Source organism: Pseudomonas citronellolis, assembly GCF_900112375.1.
GTDB classification, from domain to species: Bacteria; Pseudomonadota; Gammaproteobacteria; order Pseudomonadales; family Pseudomonadaceae; genus Pseudomonas; species Pseudomonas citronellolis.
Genome location: NZ_FOLS01000003.1, coordinates 177060 through 194630, shown reverse-complemented (window position 1 = coordinate 194630; position 17571 = coordinate 177060). Strand labels below are relative to the sequence as shown.

Below are 17571 nucleotides of genomic sequence, written 5' to 3'. Positions count from 1 at the left end.
ATAAAAACGGGCGCCCGCGTTATCCCCGCGGGCAGCCGCGTGATGAGGAGTCCGCCCCCACCATGCTGAGTTTCATCGCACGCCGTTTCGGCCTGCTCATTCCGACCTTCTTCGGCGTCACGCTGCTGACCTTCGCGCTGATCCGCATGATCCCCGGCGACCCGGTCGAGGTGATGATGGGCGAGCGCCGCGTCGACCCGCAGATGCACGCCGAGGCCATGCACCGCCTGGGCCTGGACAAGCCGCTGTACCAGCAGTACCTGGACTACATCGGCAACCTCGCCCAGGGCAACCTCGGCGAATCCCTGGTGACCCGCGACAGCGTCTGGCACGAGTTCCTCACGCTGTTCCCGGCGACCCTGGAGCTGGCCATCGCCGCCATGCTCTTCGCCGGCACCTTCGGCTTGCTGGCCGGGGTCATCGCGGCGCTCAAGCGCGGCTCGATCTTCGACCACGGGGTGATGACCATCTCCCTGGCCGGCTACTCGATGCCGATCTTCTGGTGGGGCCTGATCCTCATCATGCTGTTCTCCGTGACCCTCGGCTGGACGCCGGTGTCCGGGCGCCTGGACCTGCTCTACGACATCGAGCCGAAGACCGGCTTCATGCTCATCGACACCCTGCTCTCCGATGAGGAGGGCGCCTTCCTCGACGCCCTGCACCACCTCATCCTGCCGGCCATCGTGCTGGGCACCATACCTCTGGCGGTGATCGCCCGCATGACCCGCTCGGCCATGCTCGAAGTGCTGCGCGAGGACTACGTGCGCACCGCCCGCGCCAAGGGCCTGTCGCCGGCCCGCGTGGTGTTCGTGCATGCCCTGCGCAACGCCATGATCCCGGTGCTCACCGTGTTCGGCCTGCAGGTCGGCGCGCTGCTGGCCGGCGCCGTGCTGACCGAGACCATCTTCTCCTGGCCGGGCATCGGCAAGTGGCTGATCGACGCCATCAGCCGCCGCGACTACCCGGTGGTGCAGAACGGCATCCTGCTGGTCGCCACCCTGGTGATCCTGGTCAACTTCACCGTGGACATCCTCTACGGCCTGGTCAACCCGCGCATCCGCCACCAACGCTGAGGAGCCCGCGATGAATTCCATGCAAAACGCTCCCGCCGGCGACCCGAGCCTGGTCTACCCCTCGCCCCTGAAAGAGTTCTGGCAAGCCTTCGCGCACAACAAGGGTGCGGTGGGCGGCCTGGCCTTCATGGTGCTGATCGTCTTCTGCGCGCTGTTCGCGCCCTGGGTGGCGCCCTACGACCCCAGCGAGCAGTTCCGCGACTTCCTGCTCACCCCGCCGGTGTGGCTGGAAGGCGGCACCGGGCGGTTCCTGCTGGGCACCGACGAAGTGGGCCGCGACATGCTCTCGCGGCTGATCTTCGGCGCCCGCCTGTCGCTGCTGATCGCCTTGAGCTCGGTGGTCATCTCGCTGCTGCCGGGGCTGGTGCTGGGCCTGGTCGCCGGCTTCTCGCCGAACCGCCTGGGCCCGGTGATCATGCGCCTGATGGACATCATGCTGGCGCTGCCCTCGCTGCTGCTGGCGGTGGCCATCGTCGCGGTGCTCGGCCCGGGGCTGTTCAACACCGTGATCGCCATCGCCGTGGTCTCGCTGCCCTCCTACGTGCGCCTGACCCGCGCGGCGGTGCTCGGCGAAGTCAACCGCGACTACGTCACCGCCTCGCGCCTGGCCGGCGCCGGCCTCTGGCGGCTGATGTTCGTCACCGTGCTGCCCAACTGCATGGCGCCGCTGATCGTCCAGGCCACCCTGAGCTTCTCCTCGGCCATCCTCGACGCCGCCGCCCTGGGCTTCCTCGGCCTCGGCGTGCAACCGCCGACCCCGGAGTGGGGCACCATGCTGGCCTCGGCGCGCGACTACATTGAGCGCGCCTGGTGGGTGGTGAGCCTGCCCGGCCTGGCCATCCTGCTCAGCGTGCTGGCCATCAACCTGGTGGGCGACGGCCTGCGCGACGCGCTGGACCCGAAACTCAAGAGCGCGGCGTGAGGATGACCCCGATGAAGACTGCGCTTTTCGTAGGAGCGAGCTTGCTCGCGAACCTGCCTCCCCGCCATACCGCCGTTCGCGAGCAAGCTCGCTCCTACAGGAAGAATTCGCTGGAGACCGCCGTATGAGCCTCCTGGAAATCCGCAACCTCTCGGTGCGCTTCGGCGGCGCCGACGCCGTGCCCGTGGTCGACGGCCTCGACCTGAACGTCGACAAGGGCGAGGTGCTGGCCATCGTCGGCGAGTCCGGCTCCGGCAAGTCGGTGACCATGATGGCGCTGATGGGCCTGATCGACGCCCCCGGGCGCATCACCGCCGACACCCTGCGCTTCGACGGCAGCGATATGCTCAAGCTCAAGGGCCGCGAGCGCCGGCGCATCGTCGGCAAGGACATCGCCATGGTCTTCCAGGACCCGATGACCGCGCTCAACCCCAGCTACACCGTGGGCTTCCAGATCGAGGAAGTGCTGCGCCTGCACCTGGGCCTGCGCGGCAAGGCCGCGCGCCAGCGCGCCCTGGAACTGCTGGAGAAGGTGGAAATCCCCGGCGCCGCCCAGCGCCTGGACGCCTACCCGCACCAGCTCTCCGGCGGCATGAGCCAGCGCGTGGCCATCGCCATGGCCATCGCCGGCGAGCCCAAGCTGCTGATCGCCGACGAGCCCACCACCGCCCTGGACGTGACCATCCAGGCGCAGATCATGGAACTGCTGCTGAACCTGCAGCGCGACCAGGGCATGGCGCTGATCCTGATCACCCACGACCTCGCCGTGGTCGCCGAGACCGCCCAGCGCGTCTGCGTGATGTACGCCGGGCAGGCGGTGGAGATCGGCCAGGTGCCAGCGCTGTTCGACCTGCCCACCCACCCGTACACCGAGGCGCTGCTCAAGGCCATTCCCGAGCACAGCGCCGGCGAGGAACGCCTGGCCACCCTGCCCGGCATCGTCCCCGGGCGCTACGACCGGCCGCAGGGCTGCCTGCTGTCGCCGCGCTGCCCCTACGTGCAGGACAACTGCCGCGCCATCCGCCCGGCCCTGGAACCCCACGTCCGCGGCGCGGTGCGCTGCTACTACCCGCTGAACCTCAAGGAGGTGGTCTGATGGAAGCCGTACTGACCGCCCGCGACCTGACCCGCCACTACGACATCGCCCAGGGCCTGTTCAAGCCCCACGCCCTGGTCCGCGCCCTCAACGGCGTGTCCTTCGAACTGCAGGCCGGCAAGACCCTGGCGGTGGTCGGCGAGTCCGGCTGCGGCAAGTCCACCCTGGCCCGTGCCCTGACGCTGATCGAGGAGCCCACCTCCGGCTCCCTGCGCATCGCCGGCCACGAAGTGAAGGGCGCCAGCCACGAGCAGCGCAAGCAACTGCGCCGCGACGTGCAGATGGTGTTCCAGAACCCCTACGCCTCGCTCAACCCGCGGCAGAAGATCGGCGACCAGCTCGGCGAGCCGCTGCTGATCAACACCAGCCTGTCGCGCAGCGAACGCCGCGAGCGGGTGCAGGCGATGATGCAGCAGGTGGGCCTGCGCCCGGAGCACTACCAGCGCTACCCGCACATGTTCTCCGGCGGCCAGCGCCAGCGCATCGCCCTGGCCCGCGCCATGATGCTGCAGCCCAAGGTGCTGGTGGCCGACGAACCGACCTCGGCGCTGGACGTGTCCATCCAGGCCCAGGTGCTCAACCTGTTCATGGACCTGCAGCAGGAGTTCGGCACCGCCTACGTGTTCATCTCCCACAACCTGGCGGTGGTGCGCCACGTGGCCGACGACGTGCTGGTGATGTACCTCGGCCGCCCGGCGGAAATGGGCCCGGCGGACAAGCTCTACGAACGCCCGCTGCACCCCTACACCCGCGCCCTGCTCTCGGCCACCCCGGCGATCCACCCGGACCCGGGCAAACCGAAGATCAAGATCCAGGGCGAGTTGCCCAACCCGCTCAACCCGCCCAGCGGCTGCGCCTTCCACAAGCGCTGCCCCTATGCGACGGAGCGCTGCAAGGTGGAAGTGCCGGAACTGCGGCTGCTGGATGAGCGGCAGGTGGCTTGCCATCATGCGGAGCAGTTTCTGGGGTAATGGTGCTAATGCTGGGCTCCGCTCCCTCACCCTAACCCTCTCCCAAAGGGAGAGGGGACCGTTCGGAGTGCGCTGATGTTTCGGAGTCAGCCGGACACTGTGATATCCGGCTGAAACTTCACCCCCAGCCGGCACGGACAAGCCCCCTCTCCCTCCGGGAGAGGGCTGGGGTGAGGGGAACGGAGCATCCCTGTACTCCACAACTCCCCCCACACCCAACCCCTCTTGTAGGAGCGAGCTTGCTCGCGAACCCGCCCAACCCCACTCCCCCCCGGCGAAACCTCTTCGCGAGCAAGCTCGCGCCTACACCTCCCTCAACAACGCCAACCGCGCCCCGAACCCGATCAGCAACGAAGCAAAAGCCCACTGCTGCACCCGCTGCGCCAAGGCATGCCGCTCCAGCCAACGCCCCAACCGCGCCCCGCTCAACGCATAGAAACTATCGAACACCAACCCCACCCCCACCAACACAGCCCCCAGCACGCCGAACTGCAACGCCAACGGCCCCGCATCCGGCCGCACGAACTGCGGCAGCAGCACCGAACAGAACAACAACGCCTTGGGATTGAGCAGATTGGTCAACAACCCATTGCCAAAGGCCCGCCGCCAACTCCGCGCCTGAACCTCGGCCACAGGTTCGATGCCCGCCAACGACGGCCGCGCCAGCAACATGCGCAACCCCAGCCACGCCAGGTAGGCCGCGCCAGCCAAACGCACCGCATCGAAGGTCCAGGGCACGCTGCGGAACAGCAGCGCCAGCCCGGCACCAGCCAATACCACGTGGCAACCCCGCGCCGTGGCCAGGCCCAGGGCGGTGACCAGGGCCGTGCGGCCGCCGCGGCTGGCGCCGGTATGCAGCAGCAGGAGCATGTCCGGCCCGGGCAGCAGGTAGACCATCGCCAGGGCCAGCAGGAAGACGCCGAAATCCATGGTTCGCACTCCGCAGCAAGGGGCTCCGGTCAAGGATTCTATGCCCGAAGGCCAGGGCAGGTGCTTGCGTATTCGGCTTGCCAGCCTGGGTAGTTTTGGCATGATCTGCCAATCCAAATCCTGGAAGCTGGCCAGCTATGCCAAACCACCAACTGGACGCCTACGACCATCGCATCCTCGCCGCCCTGCAGCGCGACGGCCGCCTGAGCAACGTGCAACTGGCCGAGGCCATCGGCCTGTCGCCTTCCCCCTGCCTGCGCCGTGTGCGCCTGCTGGAAGAGGCAGGGGTGATCCGCCGCTACGGCGCCGACCTGGACCGCGACCAGGTCGGCCTGGGCCTGACGGTGTTCGTCGGGATCAAGGTGGAGCGCCACCACGAGGAACAGGCCGAAGCCTTCCGCCGCGCGGTGGTCGACCTGCCCGAGGTGATCTCGGTGCACCTGGTCTCCGGCGAATCGGATTTCCTGCTGCAGGTGGTGGTCCCGGACCTGCGCGCCTACGAGCACTTCCTCACCGGCACCCTGCTGAAACTGCCGGGGGTGAGCGACATCCGCAGCAACTTCGCCATCAGCACCCTCAAGGAATCGGCGCCGCTGCCCCTGCAGCACCTGCCCCGCTAGCCGCGGAAGAAACGGTAGAAGCGCCGCAGCTCGTCCTGCGCCACTTCCAGCGTCGTCTCGACAAAGCGCACCTCGGCGTGGGCCGGGCACTGCGCCAGGCGGCCCAGGTCCAGGGGGTGGACGAAACCGAGCAGCGGATAGCCGCCCATGCTCTGGTGGTCGGCCTGCAGGACGATGGGCTGGCCGTCCGGCGGCACCTGGATGGCGCCGCGGACCATGCCCAGCGACCATTGCCGGCTGGGTGCGCGGATCGGCTCACCGTGCAGGCGCGCGCCCATGCGGTCGGATTGCGGGCTGAGTTGCCAGGTGCGCTCGAAGAAGGCCCCCCGCTGCTCCGGCTCGAAGACGTCGCCGCCGGGCAGCACGCGCAGCACCGGCGTCTCGCGGTAGTCCGGCACGTAGGGCCAGGGCACGCTGGCGCCGCGTTCGAAGGCTGCACCGCTAGCCGCGCAAGGCAGCAGGTCGCCCTCCTCCAGCGCCCGGCCGTCGCCGTGCAGGCCGCCCAGGCCCTCGCGGCGCTGGGTGGCGACGCTACCCAGCACGGGTTCGACGCGGAAGCCGCCCGCCACCGCCAGGTAGGCGCGCTGGCCGCTGGCGGCGAAGCCCAGTTCCAGTTCCTGCCCGGCGCGCAGGGCAAAGCGCGACCAGCCGGGGCGTGCATCGCCGCCCACGCGAATCGGCACTTGCGCACCGCACAGCGCCAACCAGCAATCCGCTTCGGCCCGCAGGCGCAGGCCGCCGAGGGCTACCTCCAGCAGCGGCGTGCCCCAGGCGTTGCCCAGCAGATGGTTGGCCCAGGCCGCGGCATGGATATCCACAGGCCCGCCGGTGGAAACACCCAGATGCTGCCAGCCGTGGCGGCCGGCATCCTGCAGCAGGCTCAGCGGGCCGGCCTTGAGCACCCGCAGGCCACTCATGGGCAGCCTCCGGCGCGGCGGAAGGCAGCCTCGTCGATGGGCAGGAAACGCACCCGGTCGCCCACTGCCAGCGGGCACGGCGGCTCCTGGTGTGGGTCGAACAGGCGCTGCGCGGTGAGCCCCAGCAGGTGCCAGCCGCCCGGCGAGGCCTGTGGATAGACCGCGGTCTGCCGCTCGGCGATAGCCAGGCTGCCGGCCGCCACGCGGATGCGCGGGTTGGCCCGGCGCGGCAGGGCCAGGCGCTCGTCCAGCTCGCCGAGGTAGGCGAAGCCCGGGGCGAAACCGATGGCGCCGACGCGGTACTCGCGGGCGCTGTGCAGCTCGATCACCTGGTCCCGCTGCAGGCCACAACGCCGGGCCACCTCGTCGAGGTCCTCGCCGGCGTACCACACGCCGATTTCATGCAGGCGCCCGGCGTCGTCGCTCGGCTCGGGGCCGGGCCAGTCCGCCAGCAGCGGCGCCAGGCGGCGCTGCAGGTCGAGGGGCTCGGTGCAGCGCAGGTCGTAGTGCAGCAGCAGCGTGGTCCAGCCCGGCACCAGGTCGGTCAGCACCTCGCCCAGGGCCGAGCGCAGGCGTTCGGCCAGGGCGGCGATGCGCAGCGGCAGGTGCACGTCCGGGTGTTCGGCCAGGGTCAGCAGCAGGGCTTCGGCGCCGAAGGGCTCGACGCGGATCATGCGGCGTCCAGCAGGCCACGCAGGCGCCGCAGCACCGCCAGGGATTCGGGGTTGTCGCCGTGCACGCAGAGGCTGTCGGCGCGCAGCCGCAGCGGGTTGCCGTCGATGTCCGGGAAGGGTTCGCCACGGGCGATGGCCAGGGCCTGGTCGAGGATGCGCTGCGGCTCGTGGTGCACCGCGCCGGCCAGGCGCCGCGGGGCCAGCTGGCCGTCGGACAGATAGGCGCGGTCGGCGAAGGCCTCGAACATCAGCGGCACGTCGGCGGCGTCGGCCAGGGCCAGTTCGCGGCGGTTGTCGGCCAGGGCCAGGACCATCAGCGGCAGGCCCTTGCGGTAGGCCGCGCAGGCATCGAGCACCGCTGCCAGCAGGGCGTCGTCGCGCACTAGGTCGTTGTACAGCGCGCCGTGGGGCTTCACGTAGTCGACGCGGGTGCCGGCGGCGCGGCAGAAGGCGTCCAGCGCGCCCACCTGGTACAGCACCAGGGCCTGCACCTCTTCCGGCGAACAGCTCATATGACGGCGGCCAAAACCGGCCAGGTCGGGGTAGGACGGATGCGCGCCTATGCTCACGCCCTGCTCCAGCGCCAGGCGCACGGTGCGCTGGATGGTCAGCGGGTCGCCGGCGTGGAAGCCGCAGGCCAGGTTGGCCTGGTCGATCAGCGGCATGGCGTGGACGTCGTCGCCCATGCGCCAGGCGCCGTAGCTTTCCCCCATGTCGCAGTTGAGCAGGATGCGAGTTGACTGATCGGTCATGATACTGCCTCGACTTCGCCGGCGAGTTTCGGAAACATCCCTAGGTTAAACCAGAGGGCCATCATTTAGTCTTAGGAATATTCAGTAACGATTCAGGGGAGTAATATCCTTCGCTTCCTCCCGCCGAAAGCCATCGACTCGAAGATGAAAGCCCTGATCCTGGCTGCCTACGCGGCCTGCATCGCCTATGTGCACGTACGCGGCAAGGTCCGCCACAAGCTGTCCCGGCAGCTGAGCGACCACTCCAGCTTCCTCGCCCCGCTGAACTGCTTCATGTACCTGTTCTCCAGGGTGCCCAACACGCCCTACCTGACGCCCAACGCCTTCCCGGAGATGCAGAAGCTCACCGACAACTGGGAAGTCATCCGCGCCGAGGCCCTGCGCCTGCGCGAGGCCGGCAGCATCAAGCGCTCCGAGCAGTACAACGACGTCGGCTTCAACTCCTTCTTCAAGACCGGCTGGAAGCGCTTCTACCTGAAGTGGTACGACGACGCCCATCCCTCGGCCGACGTGGTCTGCCCGCAGACCACCGCGCTGCTGCGGGAGATCCCCTCGGTGAAGGCGGCGATGTTCGCCGAGCTGCCGCCGGGCTCGCGCCTGGTGCGCCACCGCGACCCCTACGCCGGCTCGCTGCGCTACCACCTGGGGCTGTTCACGCCGAACGACGAGGGCTGCTTCATCGAGGTGGACGGCCAGCGCTATGCGTGGAAGGACGGCGAGGCCGTGGTGTTCGACGAGACCTACATCCACTACGCCGAAAACACCACCGAGCACGACCGGGTGATCCTCTTCTGCGACGTCGAGCGGCCGCTGAAATACCGCTGGGCGCAGGCCTTCAACCGCTGGTTCAGCCGCAACGTGATGGCCGCCGCCGCCTCGCCCAACGACGACGGCGACAAGACCGGCGGCATCAACCGCGCCTTCGGCACGCTGTACAAGATCCGCCTGCAGGGCAAGGCGCTGAAGAAGCGCAACCGCAAGCTGTACTACCTGCAGAAGTGGGCGTTCTTCGGGGCGATCCTGGCGTTCATTCTCTGGGTTTGAAGAGCCGCTGGAGGCTAGAGGCTGAAGGCTGGAGGTAAGAGCCTTTCCGCCTTCAGCCTTCAGCCTCTTTAATAAACATCCCGCCGATAGCGCCCTTCTTCCAGCAACGCTTCCACCGCCAGGTCACCCAGCGCTTCGCGCAGCACCGCATCCACGCCGCCGGCCATGCCTTCCAGGCTGCCGCAGACGTAGATCGCCGCGCCCTCTTCCAGCCACTGCCGCAACTCCTCAGCACGTTCACGCAGCACGTCCTGCACGTAGACCTTGCTCGCCTGGTCGCGGGAGAACGCCACGTCCAGGCGCTGGAGTTCGCCGCTCAGCAGGTAGTCCTCCAGCTCTTCGCGGCAGTAGAAGTCGTGCTCGCGGTTGCGTTCGCCGAACAGCAGCCAGTTGCGCCGGCGGCCCGCGCCTATGCTGGCGCGCAGCAGCGAGCGCAGGCCGGCCAGGCCGGTGCCGTTGCCGATCAGGATCAGCGGGCGGTCTTCCTCCGGCAGGTGGAAGCCGGCGTTGCGGCGCAGGCGCAGGGCCAGGCCGGCGCCGGGTTGCAGGTATTCGGTGAGCCAGCCGGAGCCCACGCCCAGGCTGCCGTCGGGGTGGCGCTCCTGGCGCACGATCAGCTCCAGGGCGCCGTCGCTGGGCAGCGAGGCGATGGAGTATTCCCGCGCCGCCAGCGGCACCAGGGCGTCCAGCACGGCCTGTGGGTGCAGGCCGACCAGATGGCCGAGGGAGGCCGGCAGCTCGCGCCCGGTCAGGGCTTCGGCCAGGCCCACGCGGCCGCCGTCGACCTCGACGCAAGCCATGCTGTCCACGCCCAGGCGCGCCAGCCACGCCAGCACGCGTTCGCGCGGGTGCTGCGGAAGGATTTCCACCAGGTCGCCGGCGCGCCAGTCGGCGCTGCTGCCGGCCGGCGCCTGCAGGCGCAGCAGCCAGGTGGACTGGCCCTGGCTGCCGGGGTTCAGGTGTTCGCGAGCGGCCAGGCTCCACAGCTCGTATTGCGGCGCGGCGAAGGGCGTCGGCGCGGCCACGCCGGTCAGTTGCGCCAGGTGTTGCTGCCACTCGCGCAGGGCAGCGGCGTCGCCGTTGTCCACTTCCACGCCGTCGAACAGCGGCTGCGCGCCCTGCCCTTGCAGCCAGCCCTGCATCCGCCGGGCGAAGCCGCAGAAGGCCTGGTACTGGCGGTCGCCCAGGGCGAGCATGGCGAAGCGCAGCTGGCCGAGGCCGGCGGCTTCGCCGAGCAGCTTGCGCTCGAAGCCGCGGGCGCTGTCCGGGGCCTCGCCGTCGCCGAAGGTGCTGACCACGAAGAGCGCGTTGCGCGTCTGCTCCAGTTGCTGGCGGTCCAGGCGCGCCAGGGGCTCGACGCGCACCGCCAGGCCCGCGGCCTGCAGCTGCCCGGCGCTCTGCCAGGCCAGTTGCTCGGCGAAACCGCTCTGGCTGGCGTAGCCCACCAGCCAGGCATCGGCGCCGCCGGCGCCAGCCAGTTCGACGCGGGCGGCCTGGGCGGCCTTCTTCTTGCGCCGGCGGTCGAGGTAGAGCAGCCAGCCGGTGACGAAGAACAGCGGCATGGCCAGGCTCGCCAGCATCATCAGGATGCGCCCGGGCATACCGAAGTAGCTGCCCACGTGCAGGGCGTAGACGCTGGTCAGCAGTTGCTTGCCGAAGCTGCTGTCGGCGTAGCGCTTGTCGCCCAGCAGGCGGCCGCTCTTCGGATCGATGCGCATTTCGTTGAAGGCGCGTTCGTGGGTGGCGTCGTCCAGGCGGTAGAACACCGTGGCCGGCTGCCCACCCACCGGCGGCAGGCGCAGGTTGTAGGCCTCAAGGCCAGGGCCGGCGGTGCTGCGCAGGGTGTTCCACAGGGCGCTGTAGTCCACTTCCAGCGGCGGCCCCTTGGGCGCTTCGCCGCCACGGCCACCGCGGCCGCCCTGGCGCTGCTGGCCGGCCGGGGCGTCGTCGAGCAGCTTGAACAGCGCGCCGCGGTACCAGTCGTAGGACCAGTACAGGCCGGTCAGCGAGGCCAGCAGGTAGAAGGCCAGGCACCAGGTGCCGGCCACGGCGTGCAGGTCCCAGTTGAAGGCGCGGCCCTTCTTGCGCCAGTCCAGGGCCAGCCAGGCGCGCCAGCTCAGGGTCTTGCGCGGCCAGCGCAGGTACAGGCCGGAGAGGCAGAAATAGATGAGGATCAGGGTGCAGGCAGCGGTCACCTGCTTGCCGAACTCGCCCAGGGCCAGGAAGCGGTGCAGCTGCATGATGAACATGAACAAGCCTTCCCCGGACGGCGCCGGCAGCGAGGCACCGGTGTAGGGGTCGACGTAGCGCGATTCGCCGCGGCGCTGGCCCGGCGGCGGGGTGAAGAAGATGCGCGCGGCCTCGTCGCCGTCGACCTTGGCCCAGACGAAGGACACCTTTTTGCCCGGCTCGGCGGACTCCACCCGCCGTACCAGTTCGTCCAGCGCCAGGGTGCCGCCGGGCTGCTCCTGCACCGTCAGGCTGGCAGGGTTGAAGGCGCGCAGCAGTTCGTCCTGGAACGACAGCGCCGCCCCGGTCACGCCCATCAGGGCCAGCACCAGGCCGGCGCTTATGCCGAAGAACCAATGCAGCTGGAACCAGACTTTCTTCAACACCTTGCTCTCACCTCGGGCGCGGGGCGCCAAACAATAGAAAACCCCGCCCGAAGGAGCAACGGGCGGGGTGCACGGAAGGCCGTGCGATCAGAAGTGCAGGTTCACCCCCAGCAGCGCCGTGCGGCCCGGGGCCACGTGGGCCATGTGGGTGCTGTAGACCTGGTCGAAGTAACGCTTGTCGGTCAGGTTCTGCACGTTCAGCTGCAGGTCGACGTTCTTGCTCAGCTTGTAGCTGGCCATGGCGTCGTAGCGCCAGTAGGACGGGATGTAGGTCGAGTTGGCAGTGTTGCCGAACTGCTTGTCCACGTAGGTGGTGCCGCCGCCGATGGTCAGGTCCTGCAGCACCTCGTAGGTGGTCCACAGGGTGAAGTTGTTCGGCGCCACCTGCGGCATGCGGTTGCCTTCGTCGGACTTGGTGGTCGACTTGCGGATCTCGCTATCCAGGTAGGTGTAGCCGCCGAAGACCTTCCACTTGGGCGTCAGCTGGCCGCTGAAGCCCAGTTCCACGCCCTGCACGCGCTGTTCGCCGTCGAGCACCTGGAAGGAGCTGTTGTCCGGGTCGGCGACGCGGGCGTTGGTCTTGTCGGTGCGGAACACCGCGGCGTTCAGCGACAGCGCCTCGTCGAAGAAGTCCCACTTGGTGCCCAGCTCCAGGTTGCGGTTGCGTTCCGGGTCCAGGCTGGTGTTGGCCGCGCTGACTTCCTGGCCGCCCTCGCCTGCGGTCTCGCCGCTGGGGTTGCTGGAGGTGGACCAGGCCAGGTAGATGCTGCCGTTGGGCAGCGGCTTGTAGACCAGGCCGGTCTGGTAGTTCCAGAAGTGGGTGTTGCTCTCGCGCTTGAAGTTGCCCGGCGCCGAGCCGCGGCCACCGGTGCTGTAGCCGCTGGACTCGGTGTCGAAGTCGTCGTAGCGCAGGCCCAGGTTCAGGTCCCACTGCTCGTTGAGCTTGAGGGTGTCGAACACGTAGACGGCCGAGGTCTTGGTATCGGTGTCGGTGTAGGCCTGGCTGTCGACGATGCTGCCGGTCCAGGGGTCCTTGGGCGTCGGGTTGGCCAGGCTGGTGCAGTCGCCGCTGGCCAGCAGGGCGGCGTTGCAGGTGTTGCCCGCGGCCCCCGGGGTCACCACGTAGGGGCGGTTGTGCACGTCCTCGTAGCTGAACTCCAGGCCGGTCACCAGGCTGTGCCTGATGCTGCCGGTGTCGAAGGTGGCCTTCAGGTCGGTCTGGTTGACCCAGCCCTTGGAGGTGGAATTGCGGTTCTTCGACGAGCGATAGACGTAGCCGTTGGCGACGTTGCCGCGGCTGTCGTCGGGGTTGCTGACCACGTAGTCGAGCGTGGTGCGGACCATGCGGAAGCTGTTGGACAGCGTCAGGTCGTCGTTGAGGTCGTGCTCGATGCGGAAGGTGCCGCTGTCGGTGGTGCTCTTGCGGTAGTCGCGGTGGGTCAGGCCGTAGAAATTGTCGCGGTCGACCGAGGCCGGCTTGCTCGGGTTGTGCTTGCTGCGGTCGACGTTGGTCAGCGGCAGGCCGTAGTCCGGGATGTCGTCGGTAGCCAGGTGGTAGTAGGAGAAGGTTGCGCGGGTCGGGGTGTTGAAGCCGAAGGTGATGGTCGGCGCTACGCCCCAGCGGCTGACGCTGACGTCGTCGCGGCCGGCGACGTTGGCTTCGTGCTTCATCAGGTTCAGGCGGAAGGCCGCGTTGTCGCCCAGGGTGTGGTTGACGTCCAGGGTGGTGCGGTGGGTCTGGTCGGAACCGTAGGTGAAGCTGGCGTCGTTGAAGTCCTGCAGCTTGGCGGTTTTGCTGACCAGGTTCAGGCTGCCGCCGGTGGAGCCGGCGCCGGTGTAGGCCGAGCCCGGGCCCTTGCCGACTTCGATCTGCTCGATGTTGAACACTTCGCGGGTCTGCGAGGCGACGTCGCGCATGCCGTCGAGGAAGGTGTCGCTCTCGGCGTTGAAGCCGCGGATGAACGGACGGTCGCCCGCCGGGTTGCCACCCTCGCCGGCGCCGAAGGTGATGCCGGGCGTGGTGCGCAGGGCATCGACCAGGGTCAGGGCGCCGGTGTCCTTAATCACCTGCTGCGGGATCACGGTGACGGTCTTGGGCGTGTCGAGCAGCGGCGCGGTGTACTTCTGCGAGGCCGACTGCTGGACGTTGTAGGTTTCTTCGCCCTGCTGGCCGACGACGGTGTCGGCATCCAGCGACAGCACATCCTGTGCGGGCTTCTTCTCGGTGGACTCCGCCGCCTGGGCGAAGTGGCTGCCGGACATGGCGGTGATGGCCACACCGACGGCGGAGACCAGCAGGCGCGGAGCGCCGGTGGCTTCGACAGATTGACGCGACATCGAAAGTTCCCTCCCCAGGGACTTGCTGAAGGCGGCGCAATCTAGTGCAAAACGAGAATCTGTATCAATTAGTAAATATTATCAGACGCACTTTATTTACAACATTTACATTTACTCCGTGCGACCGTTCGCCACCTCCGCTATACGCTGCAAATGCAAATGTCTATCATCGGCATCGGATTTTCATCTGATCGAGCCCCGCCATGTTGCTGCACATCCCCGGCCTGTTCACCCGCGACGAGGTGACCCGCATCCGCACCGCCCTGGAACAGGCCGAATGGGGCGACGGCAAGGCCACCGCCGGCTACCAGTCGGCCAAGGCCAAGCACAACCTGCAGCTGGCCCAGGACCACCCGCTGGCCCGCGAGATCGCCGAGGCCATGCTGCTGCGCCTGTGGCAGAGCCCGCTGTTCATGTCCGCGGCCCTGCCGCACAAGGTGTTCCCGCCGCTGTTCAACTGCTACACCGGCGGCGGCAACTTCGACTTCCACATCGACAACGCCGTGCGCGACGTGCAGGGCGGCCGCGAACGGGTGCGCACCGACCTCTCCTCCACCCTGTTCTTCAGCGACCCCGAGGACTACGACGGCGGCGAACTGGTCATCCAGGACACCTACGGCGAGCAGCGCGTGAAGCTGCCGGCCGGCGACCTGGTGCTCTACCCCGGCACCAGCCTGCACAAGGTCGAGCCGGTGACCCGCGGCGCGCGCTTCGCCTCGTTCTTCTGGACGCAGAGCCTGGTGCGCGAGGACAGCCAGCGCGCCCTGCTGTTCCAGATGGACCAGGCGATCCAGAAGCTCAGCGCCGACGTGCCGGAGCACCCGGCCCTGGTCGAGCTGACCGGCACCTACCACAACCTGCTGCGGCGCTGGGTCGAGGTCTGACATGGCGTTCGTCCTGCGCCGGCGCGAAGAGCTCTCGGTGGAGCAATTGCGCGCCCGCCTGGCCAGCGACCCGCGCCAGGTCGCGGCGGCCATCCTCGAAGCCGCGCGCCAGGGCGACGTCGAGGCCCAGGCGCTGCTCGGGCAGATCCTCCTCGACGGCCAGGGCATCGAGAGCGACGCCGCGCTGGCGGCGACCTGGTTCCGCATCGCCGCCGAGCGCGGCCACGCCATGGCGCGCAACATGCTCGGACGCTGCCTGGAGCACGGCTGGGGCGTGCCCGCCAACCCCGCCGAGGCAGCCGAGCACTACGCCCGCGCGGCGGCCGTGGACCTCGACTGGGGCCTGTACAACCTGGCCAACCTGCTGGCCACCGGCCGCGGCGTGCCACGCGACGCGGCCCATGCCCTGGCGCTGTACCGGCGCGCCGCCGACCTCGGCCACGCCAAGTCGATGAACCTGGTCGGCCGCCATTACGAGGAAGGCCTGTGCGTGCCGCGCGACCCCGAGCAGGCCCGCGAGTGGTACCGCCGCTCGGCGGTGGCCGGCGACTTCCGCGGCCAGTTCAGCCACGCCGCGGCACTGGCCGAACGGGGCGAGGTGGAGGACGCGCGCTACTGGCTGCTGCGCGCCCTGGAGGGCGGCAACCTGAACTTCCTGCGGGTGGCCCGCGAGCAGCTGGAACGGGCGCCGCAGGCGGAACTGCGCAGCCTGGCCCTGGCCTACTACCGGCGCGCCGCGGAACTCGGCGAGACGGCCGACGCCGACCTGTTCGCCGCGGCGCTCAAACGCCTGTAAGCGATTTCTTGACGTTTTTTTCACACGCCCTTGCCCCGCCCTTCACACGCTCCCCGCTAGGCTCGCTGCCCAACTGACCGCCCCGCACGGGCGGCCCCTGCAAGACGAGGCAAGCGTGTCGACTGCAACCAACCCCTCCCGCCGCAAGGTGGACTGGGCCGGCCTGGGCTGGCTGCTGCTGTTCTTCTGGTACTTCTCCGGCGTCACCCAGGCGCTGATCCTGTTCAGCGGCACCACCGGCTTCGCCGGCTTCCGCGACGCCTTCTTCCTCAGCAGCCTGTGGCTGGCCCCGCCGTTGCTGCTGCCGCGCTTCACCCGCGGCCTGGCGGCGCTGATCGGCCTGGTGCTGTGGGCGGCCTCGCTGGTGGGCCTGAGCTACTTCGGCATCTACCACCAGGAGTTCTCGCAGAGCGTCATCTTCGTCATGTTCGAGTCGAACACAGCCGAGGCCGGCGAATACTTCAGCCAGTACTTCAGCACCTGGCTGTGCCTGGCGCTGCTGCTCTATACCGCGGTGGCGGTGCTGCTGTGGCGGCGCGTGCGCCCGCTGCGCATGCCGGCGCCGGCCCGGGTGGCCCTGGCCGTGCTGCTGGTGGCGGCGAACCTGGCCTACCCCTTCTACAAGCAGATGGTCAGCCAGGAGCGCAGCTTCGCCCAGGCCCTGGAGAAGGTGCAGCAGCGCATGGAGCCAGCGGTGCCCTGGCAACTGGTGGTGGGCTACGCGCAGTACCGCCAGCAGTTGGACAACATGCAGAAGCTGCTGCAGCGCAACGCCGCCCTGCCGCCGCTGAAGAACCTCAAGGATGACAGCGGCGAGGCGCCGCGCACCCTGGTGCTGGTGCTGGGCGAATCCACCACCCGCGAGCACATGCACCTGTACGGCTACGACCGGCCGACCACGCCGAACCTCGACGCCCTGGCCGCCGGCGACCGCAACCTGACGGTGTTCAAGGACGTGGTCTCGCCGCGCCCCTACACCATCGAGGTGATGCAGCAGATCCTCACCTTCGGCGACGAGCAGCAACCGGACCGCTTCCTCACCGACCCGTCGCTGATCAACCTGATGAAACAGGCCGGCTACAAGACCTTCTGGATCACCAACCAGCAGACGATGACCAAGCGCAACACCATGCTCACCACCTTCTCGCAGCAGACGGACGAGCAGTTCTACCTGAACAACCAGCGCAACCAGAACGCCCGCCAGTACGACGACGTGGTCTTCGCGCCCTTCGAACAGGTGCTCAAGGACCCGGCGCCGAAGAAACTCATCGTGGTGCACCTGCTGGGCACCCACATGGACTACCGCTATCGCTACCCCGAGGCCTCGGCCCGCTTCAACGACCGCCAGGGCGTGCCGGCCGGGCTCTCGGACGATCAGGCGGACACCTACAACGCCTACGACAACGCGGTGCTGCACAACGACTTCGTGGTCGCCAACCTGATCAAGCGCTACGCCGCCAGCGAGCCGAACGGCTTCCTGGTGTACCTCTCCGACCATGGCGAGGAAGTCTTCAGCTCCGGCAAGCACGACCGCCTGGGGCGCAACGAGGGCGACCCGACGCGGCCGATGTACACCATCCCCTTCCTGCTCTGGACCTCGCCGAGCTGGCAACAGGCCCATCCGCGCGACCTGCAGGCGCTGAGCGGAAGGCCCTACAGCAGCTCGCACCTGATCCACACCCTGTCCGACCTGGCGGGCCTGAGCTACGACCGCTACGAGCCGGGCAAGAGCCTGGTCAGCCCCGAGTTCGTCGCGGCGCCACGCTGGATCGGCGATCCCTACGCGAAGAACGGCCTGCACGAGTTCGACAAGTTGCCGCTGGATAACGCAATGGGCGACCAGCAGTTGGCCAAGGCAAGCAAGGCGCCGGCCGCCGTACAAGTGCGCCAGGCCAACGAGGGTTGAGGGCGCGCGCCTACAGGGGAATGGCGTGGGTGGG

Annotated in this window: 15 protein-coding genes; 9 read left to right on the top strand and 6 right to left on the bottom strand. The window is 68.7% G+C overall.

Going from position 1 to position 17571, the window contains the following annotated elements:
- Positions 1-62: 62 nt before the first annotated feature.
- From BM060_RS04350 to BM060_RS04335, 4 genes are all read left to right on the top strand, one after another.
- Positions 63-1073 (top strand): ABC transporter permease subunit, encoded by a 1011-nt coding sequence (locus tag BM060_RS04350; RefSeq protein WP_043315252.1) that lies wholly within the window; start codon positions 63-65, stop codon positions 1071-1073.
- Between the two features lie 10 nt (positions 1074-1083).
- Complete coding sequence (locus tag BM060_RS04345) at positions 1084-1995, top strand: ABC transporter permease subunit (protein WP_074977603.1); 912 nt, start codon at positions 1084-1086, stop codon at positions 1993-1995.
- A 124-nt stretch (positions 1996-2119) separates the two neighbouring features.
- Complete coding sequence (locus BM060_RS04340) at positions 2120-3091, top strand: ABC transporter ATP-binding protein (RefSeq protein ID WP_074977601.1); 972 nt, start codon at positions 2120-2122, stop codon at positions 3089-3091.
- On the top strand, positions 3091-4062 hold the full coding sequence (locus BM060_RS04335) for a peptide ABC transporter ATP-binding protein (RefSeq protein WP_074977599.1): 972 nt from the start codon (positions 3091-3093) through the stop codon (positions 4060-4062). The genes BM060_RS04340 and BM060_RS04335 overlap by 1 nt, the downstream gene beginning before the upstream one ends.
- A 303-nt stretch (positions 4063-4365) precedes the next feature.
- Here BM060_RS04335 and BM060_RS04330 read toward each other — a convergent pair whose 3' ends face one another.
- Positions 4366-4992, bottom strand: coding sequence for a LysE family translocator (locus BM060_RS04330; RefSeq protein WP_009617717.1), 627 nt, complete (start codon positions 4990-4992; stop codon positions 4366-4368).
- Between the two features lie 137 nt (positions 4993-5129).
- On the opposite strand from BM060_RS04330, the gene BM060_RS04325 reads away from it, so the two are divergent.
- Entirely contained in the window at positions 5130-5612 is a 483-nt protein-coding gene (locus BM060_RS04325; RefSeq protein WP_074977597.1) for an Lrp/AsnC family transcriptional regulator, read from the top strand.
- Here BM060_RS04325 and BM060_RS04320 read toward each other — a convergent pair.
- From BM060_RS04320 to BM060_RS04310, 3 genes are read right to left on the bottom strand one after another with little or no spacing between them, the layout of a single operon-like run.
- Positions 5609-6529, bottom strand: a complete 921-nt coding sequence (locus tag BM060_RS04320; RefSeq protein WP_135499972.1) for a 5-oxoprolinase subunit C family protein — start codon at positions 6527-6529, stop codon at positions 5609-5611. The two genes, BM060_RS04325 and BM060_RS04320, sit on opposite strands and share 4 nt — an antisense overlap.
- Positions 6526-7203, bottom strand: a complete 678-nt coding sequence (pxpB, locus tag BM060_RS04315; RefSeq protein WP_074977595.1) for a 5-oxoprolinase subunit PxpB — start codon at positions 7201-7203, stop codon at positions 6526-6528. Before pxpB ends, BM060_RS04320 begins: the two co-directional genes overlap by 4 nt.
- Entirely contained in the window at positions 7200-7955 is a 756-nt protein-coding gene (locus BM060_RS04310; protein ID WP_074977592.1) for a 5-oxoprolinase subunit PxpA, read from the bottom strand. Before BM060_RS04310 ends, pxpB begins: the two co-directional genes overlap by 4 nt.
- 144 nt (positions 7956-8099) lie before the next feature.
- Between BM060_RS04310 and lpxO the strand changes: the two genes are divergently transcribed.
- Positions 8100-8999: a lipid A hydroxylase LpxO gene (lpxO, locus tag BM060_RS04305; protein ID WP_009617712.1), complete on the top strand. Its 900-nt coding sequence runs from the start codon at positions 8100-8102 to the stop codon at positions 8997-8999.
- Between the two features lie 68 nt (positions 9000-9067).
- Here the strand turns inward: lpxO and BM060_RS04300 are convergent, their stop codons facing one another.
- Both BM060_RS04300 and BM060_RS04295 read right to left on the bottom strand, forming a co-directional pair.
- Positions 9068-11611 carry a PepSY domain-containing protein gene (locus BM060_RS04300; protein WP_245323022.1) on the bottom strand — a complete coding sequence of 848 codons (2544 nt, stop codon included), beginning with the start codon at positions 11609-11611 and terminating at the stop codon, positions 9068-9070.
- 90 nt (positions 11612-11701) lie between these two features.
- Complete coding sequence (locus tag BM060_RS04295) at positions 11702-13951, bottom strand: TonB-dependent receptor (protein ID WP_074977585.1); 2250 nt, start codon at positions 13949-13951, stop codon at positions 11702-11704.
- 203 nt (positions 13952-14154) lie between these two features.
- On the opposite strand from BM060_RS04295, the gene BM060_RS04290 reads away from it, so the two are divergent.
- The 3 genes from BM060_RS04290 (at position 14155) to BM060_RS04280 (ending at position 17537) form a co-directional block, all read left to right on the top strand.
- Positions 14155-14835 carry a Fe2+-dependent dioxygenase gene (locus BM060_RS04290; protein ID WP_074977583.1) on the top strand — a complete coding sequence of 227 codons (681 nt, stop codon included), beginning with the start codon at positions 14155-14157 and terminating at the stop codon, positions 14833-14835.
- Between the two features lies 1 nt (position 14836).
- Complete coding sequence (locus BM060_RS04285) at positions 14837-15631, top strand: tetratricopeptide repeat protein (protein WP_074977580.1); 795 nt, start codon at positions 14837-14839, stop codon at positions 15629-15631.
- Positions 15632-15746: 115 nt separating this feature from the next.
- Entirely contained in the window at positions 15747-17537 is a 1791-nt protein-coding gene (locus BM060_RS04280; protein ID WP_074977577.1) for a phosphoethanolamine transferase CptA, read from the top strand.
- The last annotated feature ends 34 nt before the right edge of the window (positions 17538-17571 follow it).

Bases quoted from the DNA above. Each gene is read 5' to 3' on its own strand.
- BM060_RS04350 (WP_043315252.1), top strand. From the start codon at position 63: ATGCTGAGTTTCATCGCACGCCGTTTCGGCCTGCTCATTCCGACCTTC.
- BM060_RS04345 (WP_074977603.1), top strand. From the start codon at position 1,084: ATGAATTCCATGCAAAACGCTCCCGCCGGCGACCCGAGCCTGGTCTAC.
- BM060_RS04340 (WP_074977601.1), top strand. From the start codon at position 2,120: ATGAGCCTCCTGGAAATCCGCAACCTCTCGGTGCGCTTCGGCGGCGCC.
- BM060_RS04335 (WP_074977599.1), top strand. From the start codon at position 3,091: ATGGAAGCCGTACTGACCGCCCGCGACCTGACCCGCCACTACGACATC.
- BM060_RS04330 (WP_009617717.1), bottom strand. From the start codon at position 4,992: ATGGATTTCGGCGTCTTCCTGCTGGCCCTGGCGATGGTCTACCTGCTG.
- BM060_RS04325 (WP_074977597.1), top strand. From the start codon at position 5,130: ATGCCAAACCACCAACTGGACGCCTACGACCATCGCATCCTCGCCGCC.
- BM060_RS04320 (WP_135499972.1), bottom strand. From the start codon at position 6,529: ATGAGTGGCCTGCGGGTGCTCAAGGCCGGCCCGCTGAGCCTGCTGCAG.
- pxpB (WP_074977595.1), bottom strand. From the start codon at position 7,203: ATGATCCGCGTCGAGCCCTTCGGCGCCGAAGCCCTGCTGCTGACCCTG.
- BM060_RS04310 (WP_074977592.1), bottom strand. From the start codon at position 7,955: ATGACCGATCAGTCAACTCGCATCCTGCTCAACTGCGACATGGGGGAA.
- lpxO (WP_009617712.1), top strand. From the start codon at position 8,100: ATGAAAGCCCTGATCCTGGCTGCCTACGCGGCCTGCATCGCCTATGTG.
- BM060_RS04295 (WP_074977585.1), bottom strand. From the start codon at position 13,951: ATGTCGCGTCAATCTGTCGAAGCCACCGGCGCTCCGCGCCTGCTGGTC.
- BM060_RS04290 (WP_074977583.1), top strand. From the start codon at position 14,155: ATGTTGCTGCACATCCCCGGCCTGTTCACCCGCGACGAGGTGACCCGC.
- BM060_RS04285 (WP_074977580.1), top strand. From the start codon at position 14,837: ATGGCGTTCGTCCTGCGCCGGCGCGAAGAGCTCTCGGTGGAGCAATTG.